The organism is Catenulispora pinistramenti (genome assembly GCF_018274385.1).
Lineage (GTDB): Bacteria > Actinomycetota > Actinomycetes > Streptomycetales > Catenulisporaceae > Catenulispora > Catenulispora pinistramenti.
On record NZ_JAAFYZ010000250.1, the window covers coordinates 1 to 15,080 of the forward strand.

General features: G+C 70.7%; 16 protein-coding genes. 9 read left to right on the forward strand and 7 right to left on the reverse strand.

The features are described from left to right. Positions 1 to 13: 13 nt before the first annotated feature. Positions 14 to 880, reverse strand: coding sequence for an alpha/beta fold hydrolase (locus KGQ19_RS41610; RefSeq protein WP_212019843.1), 867 nt, complete (start codon positions 878 to 880; stop codon positions 14 to 16). A gap of 58 nt (positions 881 to 938) precedes the next feature. Between KGQ19_RS41610 and KGQ19_RS41615 the strand changes: the two genes are divergently transcribed. Further along, a complete protein-coding gene (locus tag KGQ19_RS41615; protein WP_212019845.1) occupies positions 939 to 1,457 on the forward strand; it encodes a methylated-DNA--[protein]-cysteine S-methyltransferase in 519 nt (172 codons plus the stop codon). Positions 1,458 to 1,524: 67 nt separating this feature from the next. On the opposite strand, the gene KGQ19_RS41620 is transcribed toward KGQ19_RS41615, so the two are convergent. Further along, positions 1,525 to 2,094, reverse strand: coding sequence for a GNAT family N-acetyltransferase (locus KGQ19_RS41620; RefSeq protein ID WP_212019847.1), 570 nt, complete (start codon positions 2,092 to 2,094; stop codon positions 1,525 to 1,527). Positions 2,095 to 2,143: 49 nt separating this feature from the next. On the opposite strand from KGQ19_RS41620, the gene KGQ19_RS41625 reads away from it, so the two are divergent. Continuing rightward, positions 2,144 to 2,623, forward strand: coding sequence for a YbaK/EbsC family protein (locus tag KGQ19_RS41625; protein ID WP_212019849.1), 480 nt, complete (start codon positions 2,144 to 2,146; stop codon positions 2,621 to 2,623). Positions 2,624 to 2,683: 60 nt separating this feature from the next. Here KGQ19_RS41625 and KGQ19_RS41630 read toward each other — a convergent pair whose 3' ends face one another. After that, the gene (locus tag KGQ19_RS41630) at positions 2,684 to 3,778 is read right to left on the reverse strand and encodes a serine hydrolase domain-containing protein (RefSeq protein ID WP_212019851.1); all 1,095 of its coding nucleotides are present in this window, start codon (positions 3,776 to 3,778) and stop codon (positions 2,684 to 2,686) included. A 9-nt stretch (positions 3,779 to 3,787) separates the two neighbouring features. Next, positions 3,788 to 5,050 (reverse strand): MFS transporter, encoded by a 1,263-nt coding sequence (locus KGQ19_RS41635; protein ID WP_212019853.1) that lies wholly within the window; start codon positions 5,048 to 5,050, stop codon positions 3,788 to 3,790. A gap of 197 nt (positions 5,051 to 5,247) precedes the next feature. Between KGQ19_RS41635 and KGQ19_RS41640 the strand changes: the two genes are divergently transcribed. Then, positions 5,248 to 6,387, forward strand: coding sequence for a hypothetical protein (locus KGQ19_RS41640; RefSeq protein ID WP_212019855.1), 1,140 nt, complete (start codon positions 5,248 to 5,250; stop codon positions 6,385 to 6,387). A gap of 19 nt (positions 6,388 to 6,406) precedes the next feature. Then, positions 6,407 to 6,991: a pyridoxamine 5'-phosphate oxidase family protein gene (locus tag KGQ19_RS41645; RefSeq protein WP_212019857.1), complete on the forward strand. Its 585-nt coding sequence runs from the start codon at positions 6,407 to 6,409 to the stop codon at positions 6,989 to 6,991. A 430-nt stretch (positions 6,992 to 7,421) separates the two neighbouring features. Here KGQ19_RS41645 and KGQ19_RS41650 read toward each other — a convergent pair whose 3' ends face one another. Further along, a complete protein-coding gene (locus KGQ19_RS41650) occupies positions 7,422 to 8,156 on the reverse strand; it encodes a DUF7873 family protein (protein ID WP_212019858.1) in 735 nt (244 codons plus the stop codon). 196 nt (positions 8,157 to 8,352) lie between these two features. Continuing rightward, positions 8,353 to 8,997 (reverse strand): LysE family transporter, encoded by a 645-nt coding sequence (locus KGQ19_RS41655; RefSeq protein ID WP_212019860.1) that lies wholly within the window; start codon positions 8,995 to 8,997, stop codon positions 8,353 to 8,355. Between the two features lie 70 nt (positions 8,998 to 9,067). On the opposite strand from KGQ19_RS41655, the gene KGQ19_RS41660 reads away from it, so the two are divergent. Further along, positions 9,068 to 9,493, forward strand: coding sequence for an Lrp/AsnC family transcriptional regulator (locus KGQ19_RS41660; RefSeq protein WP_212019862.1), 426 nt, complete (start codon positions 9,068 to 9,070; stop codon positions 9,491 to 9,493). 58 nt (positions 9,494 to 9,551) lie between these two features. Here the strand turns inward: KGQ19_RS41660 and KGQ19_RS41665 are convergent, their stop codons facing one another. Further along, positions 9,552 to 11,093, reverse strand: coding sequence for an SPFH domain-containing protein (locus KGQ19_RS41665; RefSeq protein ID WP_212019864.1), 1,542 nt, complete (start codon positions 11,091 to 11,093; stop codon positions 9,552 to 9,554). A gap of 137 nt (positions 11,094 to 11,230) precedes the next feature. On the opposite strand from KGQ19_RS41665, the gene KGQ19_RS41670 reads away from it, so the two are divergent. The 4 genes from KGQ19_RS41670 (at position 11,231) to KGQ19_RS41685 (ending at position 14,375) form a co-directional block, all read left to right on the forward strand. Beyond that, entirely contained in the window at positions 11,231 to 12,397 is a 1,167-nt protein-coding gene (locus KGQ19_RS41670) for an aminotransferase class V-fold PLP-dependent enzyme (protein WP_212019866.1), read from the forward strand. Positions 12,398 to 12,528: 131 nt separating this feature from the next. Beyond that, positions 12,529 to 13,134 (forward strand): hypothetical protein, encoded by a 606-nt coding sequence (locus tag KGQ19_RS41675; protein WP_212019868.1) that lies wholly within the window; start codon positions 12,529 to 12,531, stop codon positions 13,132 to 13,134. 85 nt (positions 13,135 to 13,219) lie between these two features. Further along, positions 13,220 to 13,750, forward strand: a complete 531-nt coding sequence (locus tag KGQ19_RS41680; RefSeq protein WP_212019870.1) for a hypothetical protein — start codon at positions 13,220 to 13,222, stop codon at positions 13,748 to 13,750. A 37-nt stretch (positions 13,751 to 13,787) separates the two neighbouring features. Next, positions 13,788 to 14,375, forward strand: a complete 588-nt coding sequence (locus KGQ19_RS41685) for a TetR/AcrR family transcriptional regulator (protein ID WP_212019872.1) — start codon at positions 13,788 to 13,790, stop codon at positions 14,373 to 14,375. Positions 14,376 to 15,080 lie beyond the last annotated feature (705 nt).

Consider the following 15,080-nt stretch of genomic DNA (forward strand, 5'->3'; position numbering starts at 1 on the left):
GCCCCGTGCGGATTCAGCCGGCCTTCTGCGCGTTCCCGACAATCGCCTCCACATACGTCGACCACAGCGCCTCGGGCAGGTCGTGCCCGGCCCCGGGAATGATCAGCGGCGTGACGCCGAGCGCGGCAGCGGTCGCCTTCCCGCCGCTGACGTCGACCAGCTTGTCCGAGTCGCCGTGGATGACCGCCGCCGGCACGGTGACCGCGCCTAACGCCGCGGTGCGGTCCGGCGAGGCGACGATGCAGGCGATCTGCCGCCCGGTGCCCTCGGGGGTGTAGGAGCGGTCGTAGGCCTCGCCGATGCGGGCCCGCAACTCCTCGGTGGGCATCGGATACGCCGGGGAGCCGACGGTCTCGAACATCTTCTGCCCGCGGTCGACCGCCTCGTCCCGGTTGGTGGCCGCCGGGCTCAGCAGCAGCATGATGACCTCGGGCGCGGGCTGGCCGACGTCGGGCGCGCCGGTGGTGGACATGATCGAGCACAGCGAGCGGACCCGCGGCGCGTGGTCGATCGCGAACTGCTGCGCGATCATGCCGCCCATCGACAGGCCGACGATGTGCGCGCTGTCGATGCCGAGCACGTCCAGCAGCCCGCCGACGTCGGCGGCGAGGTCGTTCATCAGGTAGGGGACGCCCGAGGTGTCGCCGGCGAGCAGGTCCCCGAAGCCGGGGACCGGGGCGTCCACGATCGTGGACAGCCCGCAGTCGCGGTTGTCGAACCGGATGACGTGGTACCCGGCGTCCGCGATGGCCTGGCAGAACGGCGGCGGCCAGGCGGTCATCTGGGTCCCCAGCCCCATGATCAGCACCAGCGGCGGGGCGTCCGGGTCTCCGAAGGTCTCGTACTCGAGCTCGACGCCGTTCGCCGGGGCCTTGGGCATTGCCGTCCTCCTGGGGTTCGCACGGCGGGTTGTCGGCCCCGCTTGGCACAATGGAATCATGCAGACCGCGTTGCTGGACACCCCGATCGGAACCCTCAACATCGGGGCCAGCGCCCGCGGCCTGCGCCTGGTCCAGTTCCCCCGGGAGCACGAGCGCGACCAGCCGTTCGCCGCCGGGGACGAGGGCGGCAAGCCCGACCACATCGCGCAGGCCCAGCTCGACGAGGCGGTGCTCCAGCTGACGGAGTACTTCGCGGGCGAGCGCACCCGGTTCGACATCGCGCTGGACTGGTACGGCGTGAACGGCCTGCGGCTGACCGTGCTCAAGCTGCTGGCCGAGGTGCCGTTCGGCGGCACGGTGACGTACGGCGACCTGGCGAAGGGCTCCGGCGCCGGGGTCACGGCCTCACAGGCGGTCGGCGGGATCATGGGGAGCAACCCGCTGCCGATCGTCGTGCCGTGCCATCGGGTGCTGGCCGCCGACGGCCTGGGCGGGTTCGGCGGCGGACTGCGCACCAAGGAGTGGCTGCTGGCCTGGGAGGGCGTCATGCCCCCGGCGCTGGACTGGGAGGACTAGCCGAGCAAATCCGGAGTCAGCCGCTCAGGGCGACGGAGTCAGCCGCTCAGCCCCCGAAGTCAGCCGCTCAGCGCCCCGGCACCGGATCGGTGGCGAGCCGGCCGTGCAGGTGCTCGGAGTGCCGCTCGCCGTCGCCGTAGATGTAGGAGCTGCGCGTCGTGCCCTCCAGCAGGAAGCCGCACTTCTCGGCGACCCGGCACGACGCCACGTTCCCCACGGCGTGCATCAGCTGCAGGCGCACCAGCCCGAGCGCGCCGAAGGCCCAGTCGCTGACCGTCCCCACCGCCAGGCTCGCGACGCCCTTGCCCCGGGCCCAGGGCGCGGTGCGGTAGCCGAGTTCGCCGTAGGAGTGGTGCAGGTCGATCTTGTGCAGCGACACCAGTCCGAGCAGGCGGCCCTCGGTCGCCTCGTAGACCCCGAACAGGGCGCTGCGGCCACCGTCCCAGTCCGCGTACTTCTCGGCCCAGGCCCGGGCCGTCTCCTCATCGGCACCGGAGGCCAGGCCGTTCCACAGCGCGATGTCCGGGTCCCGGGACATCTCCATCATGTCGGGGACGTCGCGCAGCGAGGGCGGACGCAGCTGGTAACGACCGGCGACGATCTCGGTCGGCTCCACGACACGATCAAGTATTTCCATGCCGCGTATTGTGCCGGACTTTCGTGAACGCCCAGTTTAATATCCCGGCATGGAACGGATCGCTGAGCACCCGGCCGTGCAGGCCGTCGAGAAGGAACTGCGGGCGAAGGGCTTCGAGCCGAAGGTCGTCGTGCTGCCGGAGTCGGCCCCGAACGCGCAGGCCGCCGCCGACCAGGTCGGCTGCCGGGTCGGGGCGATCGCCAACAGCCTGGTCTTCGAAGCGGACGGCGCCCCGCTGCTGGTGCTGACCAGCGGCGTGCACCGGGTGGACACGGCGAAGGTGGCGGCGGACCTGGGCCTGGCGAAGGTCGGCCGGGCGTCGAAGGAGTTCGTGTACGAGCACACCGGCCAGCGCATCGGCGGGGTGGCCCCGCTCGGGCACCCGGCGCCGGTGCGGACGCTGGTCGACCGGACGCTGGAGACGTATCCGGAGGTGTGGGCCGCCGCGGGCCACGCGCACACGGTGTTCGCGATCACGTTCGCGGAGTTGGTGCGGGTGACCGGCGGCGACGTCGTGGACGTGAACTGACGGCTCGGCGTGAGCTGACGGCTCAACGTGGACTGACGGCCCGGCGTGGACTGACGGCCGTCAGCGAAGCGCTTCGTACGCGGCGGCCACGATCTTCAAGCCGCGCTCGTCCACCTGCTCACGCGGGTCGAGCATCTGGTTCATGGCATAGGCGACCGTCATCCCGGACGCGTGGTCGTTCATCACCAACGACCCGCCCCAGCCGCCCCAGCCGAAGGTGTCGCCGAAGACGCCGAATCCCATGCCATAGGTCGCCGGCTGCCCCATCACTCGGTCCTCCCCCGCGTACTCCACATGCCAGGCCGTCTCACACCCCTCCGGCGAGAGCAGCCGCACTCCCCCGGCCACCCCGCCGTTGCTCAGCACCGACTGGGCCAGGGCGATCCCGCGGGCGTTGCCGAAGCCGTTGGCCGCCGGGATCTCGGCCCGCCGCCAGCCCTCGGTGTTCGCGTCCCGGACGCGGATCCCGCCTGCCGCCTCGGAGTCGGGACCTCCGGAAGAGAAGTCGTCGCTGTGCGACGGCGGCGGATAAAGCCGCGCGACCCGGGAGTCGTCCTGAGCGTCGAGCCCGATGTGGAAGTCGGCGCCGAGCGGCCCGGCGACCTCCTCGGCGAAGAAGCGTCCGAGGCTGCGTCCGGTGATCCGGCGGACGACCTCGCCGACGAGGAACCCGAAGGTCATGGAGTGGTATCCGGCCGCCGTCCCCGGTTCCCACTGCGTCGCCATGGCGGCCAGCCGTTCGGTGACCGCGGCCCAGTCGTAGAGGTCTTCGGCGCGGAGCTTGCCCGGCCAGTCGGCGAGCCCGGCGGTGTGCGAGAGCAGATGCCGGACCAGGACGTTCTCCTTGCCGGCGGCAGCGAACTCGGGCCAGTAGGCGGACACCGGGGCGGAAAGGTCGAGCTCACCGCGATCGGCGAGGATCAACGCGCACAGCGCCGTCATCGGTTTGGTCGTGGACATGACGTTGACGATCGTGTCGCGCTCCCACGCGACCGTGCGCTCGGCGTCGACATGGCCGCCCCAGACGTCGACCACCGGTTCGCCATGCACGAAGACCGCCGCCGAGGCGCCGATGTCGTCCGCGTCGAGCAGCTGGGACAGCGCGTCGGCGACCGGGGCGAACTCTTTCGTATACGTGCCCTGAACTTGAGCCATGGCCGGACGCTACCGCGCCACCGGCTCCTCGACGCTGTCATTTCGCGCCGGGCGCGCCCCCAGATGCCGCACCGCGGGCACACACAGCATCGCGATCAGCACGGTCACCAGTACCGCAGCAGACGTATACAGCGCCGGCCCCGTCCCGACCGCGTCGCTGACCGGACCGGCCAGCGACTGTCCGATCGGGAAGGCGATGAGCGAGCCGGCGAGCTCGTAGGCTGATATGCGGTTCAGGACGGCGGCCGGGATCTGCGTCTGCACGCTGGTCGACCACATCACGCCCCAGAAGGCGATGGTCGCCCCGCCGACGGCCGCGCCCCCGCACACCTGGGCCAGCGGCAGCCCGGCGGCCAGCGTCAGCGGCCACACCGACCACGCCAGCAGCACCGAAGCGCCGACCCGCAACGGATGCCGGGGCCGGAACCGCACCCCGGCCAGCCCGCCGACCACGCCGCCCGCGCCGAAGGCCGTCCACATCAGCCCCAGCCCCGAAGCGCCGTGCCGGTCGGTCACCAGGATCGTGGCCAGCGGCCGGATCGGGCCCCACACGGCGATGCCCAGCACGATCCACGCCAGGATCACCGACCACATCCACGTCCGGCTGCGGAACTCGTGCCAGCCCTGGACCAGATTGCGCCACGTGGACTCCTGCGTCGCGGCCCTGGCCACCGGCGCCAGCCGCAGCATCAGCAGGCACACGCCGCTGACCGCGAACGTCGCCGAGTCCGCGGCCAGCACCACCGGCACCCCGGACACGGCGATCAGCAGGCCGGCGACCGCCGGCCCGCCGAGCGTGGCCATGGCCTCGGCGACGCGGGTGACCGCGTTGGCCCGCTGCAAGTCGCCCGACACCTGGGTGATGACGCTGGCCAGCCCGGGCTGGAACGCGGCGGTCGCCACGCCGGACAGCCCCGACAACATCATCAGCAGCCACAGCGCCGGGTGCCCGGTGGCGAACGCGGTCGCGGCGATCGCTTGCAGCACGAAGCGGGCGGCGTCGGCACCGACCATCATCCGCTGCGGGGTGAACCGGTCGGCGAGCACGCCGCCGAAGAGCACGAACGCGGCGAACGGCAGCACCTGCGCGGCCAGCACCAGGCCGACGCCGGTGGTGCCGTAGCCGAGGCTGACGACGCCGAAGAGCAGGGCGACCGGCAGCATGGAGTCCCCGAGCAGCGACACCAGCCGCGCGGTGAAGTACAGCCGGAAGTCCCGGTTCCACAGCCGCGGCGGCGCGGGCAGCCGGATGTCACACGTCGCCGTCGTCACGGCGCCCCCTCTGCTGTTCGGGTTGTCCAGGTGCTGTGCGGGTTATCTAGGTCTAGACCAATGCCGAGAACGTAGGGAGAACGCTGGCAACCCCGCAAGGTATTTCGAAGTATGAGAGCGAGTTCGCGATCGGTCCCCCGCAGACACCGACGCCGCGAAACAATGAGCTGCCCGAGCCCCGCATGGAAGGCAGCCGCATGCCAGTGCCCCTCCCCGACGACGCTTCCGTCCTGTTGCAGCCGCCGGACGCCGACGAGGTCGCCTGTGTGGCCCGCGGCGTCATCTCCGCCGTCGCGCCGGAGGGCGGGCTGACCGGGCTGCAGCAGACCCTGGTGGCGGCCATGTTCCACTCGATGACCGGTCACGACGTCGACCCGCTCGCGCTCCAGGCCGAACTGGCCGCGAAGCCTTACGGCGCCAGGGAATTCGCCGAGGACATGCACCGGCGGAACCTGGCGTTCCGGGGGCGGGTGGTGCAGATGATGGTCACCGTGGAGCTGGTGTTGAACCCGCTGCCGCCGACCGTGGCCGGGCGGGTCGCGGAGTTCGCAGCGGAGCTGTCAGTGCACGACGACCTCGAAGACGTGCTGCACGGCTTCGCCGACTCCGGCCGCCGGCTGGCCGCGATCGACTTCGACCGCAACGGCTATCTGCACGACTTCGACGTGCACCACCTGGAGCACCTGCACGTCGGCGACGGCGCGCTGACCGGCCCGTGGACCCCGGTCGAGGACGACCCGGGACTGGCTGCGCGCTGGTCCTCGCTCGGGGACCTGACGGCCGGGACGCTCGGGCGAGGCGTATACGACTTCTACAAAACCCGCGGCTTCGCCTTCCCGGGCGCCCCGGGCTCGGCCCCGCCACTGCTGGCCCAGCACGACTGGGTCCACATCCTGGCCGACTACGGCACCCGGGTCGAATCAGAGATCGAAGTCTTCGCCTTCATCGCCCGCGCCAACGACGACCTGCACGCCTTCTCGTTGCTGGCGATGGTGGTGAGCCTGTTCGAGACCGGCGCCCTGGCCGCCGGCGCGGGCCTGTTCGAGGCCGACCGCGGCCACCTGTCGCAGCCCGGGATGGCCGTCCGCTTCGGCGACGCCCAACGCCGCGCGGCGCTGTGCACCGGCAGCAACGACTTCATGGCCGCCGACTGGTTCGCGGTCGCCGACAAGCCGGTCGCGGTGCTCCGCAAGGAGCTTCTCCTGCCGCCCAAGAGTGACGAAGCACGCACAGCGGGCAGCGTCGGGCCGTGGGATGCTGAAGGGATCAGCCCGTTCCAGCTCAACGCCGGGCGCAAGCTCGCCGCGGCCGAAGGGCGGGAATATACGGGCTCGTAGACCGAATGAGGGGTTTGCGATGGCCAGTGAAATCGACGGCATAGACGACCGGCTGCGCACGTTCATCGCGGCGCAGCCCATGTACTTCGTGGCCTCGGCGCCACTGGACGGCGGACACGTCAACGTCTCCCCGAAGGGGTACGCGGACACCTTCGCCGTCCTGGACGACCACACGGTGGCCTACCTCGACCTGTTCGGCAGCGGCATCGAGACCGTCGCGCACCTGCGCCAGGAGGGCAACCGCCGGATCACGGTGATGTTCTGCTCCTTCACCCGCAACTCCAAGATCGTGCGACTGTTCGGCACCGGCCGCATGGTCCGCCCGGACACCCCGGAGTTCGAGGCACTGAAGGGCCACTTCAACACCGCCCACATCGGCATCCGCGCGATCATCGTCATCGACGTGGAGCGCATCCGCGACTCCTGCGGCTACGCGGTGCCCTACATGACCCTGGTCGACGAGCGCCCGGTCCTGGACAAGCGCGCCGCCCGCCGCGACGACGAGGAGTGGGCCGACCGCATCACGAACGCGAACGCCGCCAGCATCGACGGCCTGCCCGGACTGGACGCGGACCATCCGCTGCCGTCCGCGGTGGTGCGGTAGCGCTTCCCGCATCCCTCGCGTCTCCCCCGGATTCCCCGGGAAAGGGCGAGGCCCAGGGCTTTGCCCGGCCCTGGGCCTCTCCACACATGTGGTGTGGTGCCGTCATGGTGCGCACGCCGATGGCGTTTAAGAAAGCAGGTAAGCCTGAGGCACCGCGCTCTTCCTATTGAGCTATCCCCGCATGAAGAGCGGGGAACGGGGCTCGAACCCGCAACCTCGGTGTATGACCCGCTTCCGGTCGATCCGGCGATGGACGGCGAGGACTGAACTTAGAGCGAGAGTCTGAAGCTGCTCACCGCTGCCTCTACCAATTGGGCTACCTCCGCACGGGATGCGGAGAGAGGGATTCGAACCCCCACTTGTCACAGTGTTCGTCAATATCAGGCGTCACATTAAGCTTGGCCGCTCGCCGCCGATCCTAGCGAACCCCTCAGGCGAACAGGAAACCGAATACCGCCTCGCCGACCCGCTGGTCGCTCACCTCGAAGGTGTTCGCCTCCTCGCGGGCGAACTTCACCGCCTGGCTCAGCTTCTCCACCCGCTCCACCAGCTCGTTGACCCGCTGCGCGGGCAGCGCGCCGGAGAACTTGGTCTGGGTCCAGTAGCCGATGGCGATGTCCTCGTAGTAGACCTCGACCTGCGCCGGGTGCTTCTCCGTGGCCTCGGCCTTGACGTGGTTGCGCGGCACCTTCTTGGTGCGCAGCGTGCGCACCGGCTCGGTCCGGTACCAGTCCGTGGAGGGGTCGTTGGTCCAGGACTCGGCGGCGTCCAGTACCGGCAGCTTCTTGACGAAGGTGTTCAGGTCGGCGAGCTGCTTCTCCAGGAACAGCAGGTAGGACACCGGCACGTCGCGCAGCAGCGTGCGGCCCTCGACCACGACGTCGGCGCGCGCCACGCAGTTCGCCCAGTCCTTGGTGGCCGTGACATCGAACAGCCGGGTCAGCCCGGTGGCGATCTGGCGCAGCACGTCCTCGGCCTTGACCTGCACCCGGGTCGACTCCGGCGGCAGCTGCTCGCCGTCCTCGTCCTTCGGCTGGTAGGTGCGGCTCAGCCCGGTGAGCAGCGGCTGCTTCTGGACGTCGTGGTGCGCCTGCGTGAGTTCGGCGTAGGACTTGCTCTTGACGCCTTTCTCGATCGCGATGATCTGGCTGAGTTTCGTGGCCATGATGGTCCCCCCATGCACTGGGCATGTCGTGAATCTGATGTGTTCTCAAGGCAAAGCCTATGGACCGGGGCCGACAATCCGTGGGGCGGGTCGGCCGGTTCCACGGCGGTGTCCTCGATGATGACAGACCCCTGGCCCGGGCTTGTAGGCAATTTCGCCGTCGCGCGATCGGGGTTGCTCCATCAGGGTCGTGCGATCAGGGCCGTGCGAGCGACCCGAGACCGTTGGCCAGAACGCCGATGCCCAGGGCGATGACGAGCACCGAGGCGACGACCCCGATCGTGCGGGTCGCGCCGGCCCCCACCGACCGGCCGAACAGCGCCCCGATCGCGGCGAGGACGAGCTGCCAGGCGAGCGAGGCGACCCCGGCCGCCGCCACGAAGGCCGCCGGTCCCGCCCAGGAGCCGCCGCGGGTGGCCAGGGCGCCGCTCAGCGCGACGAAGTAGACCAGGGTCGTGGGATTGACCGCGGTCAGGCCGACGAAGCGGACGTACGCCGCCGACGCCGAGACCTGCTCGACCTCTGATACCGCGCGGGCCTGGCGCATCAGGCCGCGCCGCAGCTGCCGTACTCCGATGGCGACGATCAGCAGTCCCGACAGGATCAGGAAGACCCCGCGGTGGCGCTGGACCGTCGGCGCGACGACGGCCCCGGCCAGCGTCGCGACCGTGCAGTACAGCGTGTCCACCGTCGCGATCCCGGCGGCGGACGCGGCGGCCACCCGGAAGCCGTTGACCAACCCCTCGCGCAGCAGCAGCGCGCCGACCGCGCCGAGCGGCAGCGCGACCCCGAGGCCCGCGAGGGCACCGGCTCCGGCGGAGGTCCAGATCTCGTCCCACACGCGCACCAGTGTGCGCGGCAGCCGATGCCGGCACCGCTGGATTCGCGGTGTGGCGGGTAAAGTGCGCACCGTGGACCAGACAGACGAGAGAATCGTCAGCCTCCTCCAGGAGAACGCGCGCCGTTCGTTCAGTGAGCTGGGCCGGCTCGTCGGCCTGAGCACGAATGCCGCCGCCGCCCGGGTCCGGCGCCTGGAAGCCGACGGGGTCATCCTCGGCTACACGATCGTCACCGGGCAGGACGTGCCCGGCCCGCGCGGCGGCCTCGAGGTCTTCATCGACGTCCGGCTCGACGCCGACACCGACTACGACACGTTCACGGCGAGGATCGACCCGATCCCGGAGATCGTCGACGCCGTCCACATGACCGGCCCGTTCGACTACCTGCTGCGCGCGTTCACCCCCGACACCGGGACGCTGGACCAGCTTCTGCGCCGGCTCAAGAAGGAATGCGGGGCAGCGCAGACCCAAACCCGGGTCGCGCTGCGCCCTCGCTGACCGGGCCGGCCGACTCGCTGGCCCGGTCAGGGCTCGAAGAGACTCAACACCTCGGCGCTCAGCCCTCCTCCCCCACCCTCAACGCACTCAGCACCGCCGAGACCTGGGCCACGATCCCGGCCAGCGAGCCGGCATCCGCGCCGCCGACCGTCACCGCCTTGTACTCCGAGGGCGCCGGCAGGTTCTCCACGATCTCCGGCAGCCGCCCGATCAGCTCGGACTGCAAGGCCGCGGCGGATCGCGCGTTGGCGATCTCGGCGCGCACCTGCTCGCGTTCCAGCTCCATCAGCTGCCGATCGTGGTCGGCGGCGTGCCGGGCCCGGACCGCGGCCAGCTCGGCCTCCAGCCGCAGCCGGCTGAGCTCCTGCTCCTCCGCCAGCCGCAGCCGCGCCATCGCGCTCTCCTGCTCGTGCCGCTCGCGCTCCAGCGCCAGGGCCGCGAGCCGGGTGCGGTGGGCTTCCTCGGCGGCCTTGCGCGCGTTGCCCTGCGACTGCTCGTCGCGTCGCGCCTGCTCGCCGGCTTCGCGGTCGAAGTCGCGCGCCGCGTTCTGGGCCCGCAGTTCGGACAGCTCGCGTTCGTCGGACAGCCGGCGCGTCTCCTGCTTGCGGGCCTCACCCATCCGGCTGTCGGTGACCGCGCTCTCGGCGGCCAGTTCCGCCAACGCCGCCAGTCGCCCCTGCTCGGATCGGAACGGCTTTTGCAGGTTCTCCCACAGCGTCTTGGAGCTGACGACCGCCTCCTTGATCTGGACGGTGACGATCCGCAGTCCCAGCCCCGCCTCCGCCTCGCCGGATCCTTCGGCCACGCCGCGCAACCGCGCCGTCAGCTCCTCGATGATCGGCTGCCGGTCGGACAGCACCTCGTGCACGCTCATCGTGGCGACCTTGTCCTTGATCGCCGCCTCGGCCTGCTCCCGGAGTTGCAGGTTCACCAGCCGCATCGGGTCCTCCGGATCGGAGAAGTCCAGTTTGCGGTAGGCCGTGCCGAAGTCCTCAATCGCCCACTGGACGATCGCCTGCACGAGAATGCCCTGAAGCTCGCTACAGATGCAGAACGCGTTCATCAGGATGGTCTGCATCGCCCCCGGCACCACCAGGAACGAGTCCGTCGCCGGCCGGTACCGGAACGACATCCCGAGGCCGATGTGCCGGGGCTTACTCTCGCCGCGCCGGGTGTGGACGACGAAGGCGTTCGGCGGCACCAGCACGGTCTTCCAGCGTCCGACGCCGGTGATGCGGACCTCGACGCCGTTGGCCGGGGCCTGGCCGGGCGGCTGGGAGCCCCGGCCGGCGTCGGCCTCGGCGGCGAAACGTTCCAACCGTCCGCCGCGGCCCCGGCTGGCAGCGGCGGACGCGCCAGGCGCGCTCCGGTCGGCTGACGGAGCCAGGGCTTGGGGCGGCATCGAAGGTGCCGGCAGCGACGGGGCGGCGGCGGCCATCCGCCCGGAGCCGGCCCCGCCCGCGTTGGACCCCGAATTGGCCCCCGAATTGGATCCCCCGGAGTTCGACCCCGCGAACCCCCTGGAACGCAGGTCCGACTCCAGCCGCTCCTGATTGGCCAGAACATCGTCGAGATAGGTGTTGCGGCCTTGGTCCGACACGATGTCACCCCCTGAATAGCCCGATGGTGTCGGAACCGTAGCAGGGCTCGACGACAGTCGGCGCCGATCGCGCCAGGGCCAACTCCCCGGAAATGGCCCTTGGGTCCGCCGGGCCCGGCCGATTAGTCTCGGCGGGCGTGGACACCTTCGAGAACCCCCTGTGGGGCGACGACTGGACCGAGATCCGTGCCCTGTTCGACGCTCTCCAGCCCGGACACGCCTATCTGAACCACGGCGGCTTCGGCAATCCGCCGCGTACCGTCGTGGTCAACCAACAGCAGTGGCGGGCCCGGATGGACGCCAACGCCACGCGCTTCTTCCGGCGCGAACTCGCTCCGGGCCTGGCCACCGCGAGCCGGGCGGTCGCGGAGTTCCTGGGTGCCCCGGCCGGCGACCTGGTCGCCCTGGTCACCAACGTCACCGCGGCCACGACGATCGCGGTCGACTCGGTGCCGCTGGCCGCCGGCGAGGAGTTCCTGGTCACCGACCACGGCTATCTGACCGCGACCTGGGCGGCCGAGCGGCGCGCCCGGGAGGTCGGGGCGAGCGTGGTGACCGCGCGGATCCCGCTGGAGGCGGACGCCGCCGGGATCATCGAGGCGGTGCTGGCCGCCGTCACCCCGCGCACCAAGGTCGCGCTGATCGACCACGTCACCTCCTCCACCGCGCGCCTGTTCCCGATCGAGGAGCTGGTCCCGGCGTTGCAGGAGCGCGGCGTGATCGTCATCGTCGACGCCGCGCACGCCCCCGGCATGCTGCCGATCGACCTGGCCGCGCTGAGCCCCGACTACTGGGGCGGGAACCTGCACAAGTGGGGCTACGCGCCCCGGTCGGCGGCGGCGTTCTGGGCGGCGCCGAAGTGGCGGTCGACACTGCGGAACCCGATCGTGTCCTGGGGCGAGGACGACGGATTCCCCTTGCGCCTGCAAGAGATCGGCACCAGCGACCCCACACCCCGGCTGACCACGCCGAACGGGATCGCCTTCCTGCGCGCGCTGGGGCCGCAGCGGGTGCGGGAGCACAACGTGAAGCTCGCCGAGTACGGCCAGGCGGCGCTGGCCTCGGCGCTGGACGTGGACCCGGCGACCCTGCCGGGCGACCCGGGGGTGCCGATGCGCGTCGTGCCGTTGCCGGTGGCCTTCGACGACCCGCGCGACCTGCAGGCCGAGATCTCCGACCGGCTCGGCGTCGAGGTGGCGGTGCCGAAGTGGAACGGCCGGACGCTGCTGCGGGTCAGCGCGAACATCTACAACGCCCCGGCGGAGTACGACAGGCTGGCCGCCGGTATCAAGTCCCTGCTTTAACGGCAGACGGCCCGGGGACGGCTGCCGACGCGGGTGCCGAAACCGATTCCGGCATGGATATCAGCACTGATACAGGTACAGATGCCGCACCAGACATTCCCCTGCGCTGCCAGGTCGGCGATGCTGATGGGATGCAACGTGCTGGGGGCGGCAGCTGGCGGATCGAGATGGACGACAGCCAGGTCATGGCGCTCGTCCTGTGGCTGCGGGACGCCGCCGGGATGACGCCGGACCTCGACCCGGCGATCCCGCCGCTGGAACCGGCGGTCCCGGTGGTCCCGGAACTGGCCGCACTCGCCGATCCGCACGCCACCGCGCAGTGGACCGGCCTGTGGCTGGGGCTGTGGGAGGGGCGCCTGGAGGAGTGGTTCGCGCTGCGGATGCTCACCCCGCCCGGCTTCGAGCTGCTGGACCGCTCCCCCGAGCTGCGCGGACTGGTCGCGGCCGGCTACCGGGAAGCCTCGCACTGGACGTCAACGCACCGCCCGATCGGCCGGGGCGGCTCCTCGGGCCGGGCACTCGCCATGTCCAAGGAGCCGGGGGCGGCGGTCAAGCAGCTGGAGGGCGAGCTGGGCCGCCGGGCCAACGACTTCGAGTTCGCCATCAAGGTGCTGCCGGTGGCCGGCCGGGTGTTCTGGCTCGGCCCGGACGGCCGGTTGGTGGTGAGCGAGACGCTGATGCGGGACGGCCGGGCGTTCCGGGCGCTGCTTCATGATGTGCTGTCCGGGGTGGTGTAGCGGCGCTTCGGGTAGGTCATTCGGCGCCACGGGCTCGGTTCTTCGGCGCCACGGGCTCGGCTATTCGGCGCTACGGTCTGAGGTCGTGGCCGGGATCGAGTGGGACGACATACCCGCGGACGTACGCGCGCGGGTCGATGAGCTGGTCGTCGCCGACGAGCGGTTGGGCGCCGTTCGCGAGCTGTGGGAGAACGACCGCGACCCGCGGATCGGGCTGAACGACTGCCAGGACCTGGTCTACCGGCGTCAGGTCGCGCTGGCCGACCGGATCCGCCCCAAGCCGAAACCACCCCGCGACCTGGCGACGCTGATCGCGGCCGTCGAGGCGCTGCCGCACATCCCGGACGCGATCGAAGCCCTCTGGGACGGCGACTCCATCGGCTGGATGACGCTCCTGCTGGCCGTGACGTCCGCCCCGCGCACCGAGGCGGGACTGGCCCAGATCCGGCACGGCGGCGATCTCAGGCTGTTCAACGGCCAGGTGCCGCCGTGGCCCGAGGCGCAGGAGGCCACGGAACTCGGAACCGCGCTGGCCCGGCACTTCGGCCTGCCGTTCTTCTTCCACAGCCCCGACGCCCCGGAACAGCCCGACGTCCGCTGGTGGGACACGCTCTGACCCAGCACACAGCCGACCGGCGGCTAGGGTGTGAATCATGACCGCCCCCGCCAAGCGCCCGGGCCGCCGGCCCGGTTCGGCCGACACCCGCGGCGAGATCCTGGACGCGGCGCGCGCCGAATTCGCCACGCGGGGCTATGAGAAGGCGACCGTGCGGGGCATCGCGCGGGCGGCCGGGGTGGACTCGGCGCTGGTGCACCACTACTTCGGGTCGAAGGATCGGGTGTTCCTGGCCGCACTGGAGTTCCCGGTGGACCCGGCTATGGTGCTGGGGCTGGTGGCCGGCGACCCGGCAGGGATCGGCGAGCGGCTGGCCCGCGGCGTGGTCGGGGTGTGGGAGGAGCCGCAGACCCGCGAGCGGCTGCTGGCGGTGGTGCGGACGGTCGCCTCGAACGAGGAGATGGCAGCGCTGCTGCGCGGCTTCGCCCGGCCCCGGCTGATCGCGCCACTGGCCGCGCAGATCGGCGGCCCGGACGCCGAGGCGCGGGTGGAGATGGCGATGGCGCAGATCGTCGGGCTGACGATGACACGGTACGTGATCGCCGTGGAGCCGATCGCCTCGCTGAGTCCTGAGAAGTTGGTGGGTTTATTGGCGCCGGCTTTGCAACGGCTGCTGGCGGGTTGATCGAGCCCGGCTGGCGATCTGGAACGGAAGACGGCCTGGCCCGGACTCGGAGGCGAGTCCGGGCCACGCCGCACTGAACCGGGTCGGGTTCCCTGTCCTGCTAGCTAGTGCTGTATCAGGCAACGTTTGCCCGGGAGTTTTCGCGACGTGGTTCGCGACGTGGTTCGCGACTTGCCGGTCAGCGGGTGGGATCCTTTGACGGGTGGAGTTTGCTGGGGGCTGGAGTTTGTGGGCCGGGTCGCTGTTAGGTTGTGGGTTTTAAATGCTTTTTACGGCCTTCGGTCATAGTTGTGCCGGTTCGGGGTTCGGGGTGGTGGGTGTGATTGTCGGCTGCCGGTTTCCGCGTTCACAACCCCGCCGCACCTCAGGCCTCTTCAACTCCAGCAAGTCAGAGCAAGGGCAAGATCAACGGCACAGGCCAGATCAAGAGCAAGATCAACGACACAAGCAAGATCAACAGCAAGATCAAGGTCAAACCCATGGTGAAGGGCCGGGCCTCCGGCGGGCCTCGACAACCTCAGGGAAACTAGCGCCGCTCCATCGGGTGGCCGATTGAGTCTCAGCGGCGGCGGTCCCAGAGGTGGTGCGGTCCGTTCCCCTCGGTCGCGTCGTCAGCCCGGGGGGTACAGCACCGGTGTCCGGGGGTAAAGTCCGCGCGCGGCGGTCATGCAGGTGGGCGGCGGTTTCGTATGGCGCGAACTTGAC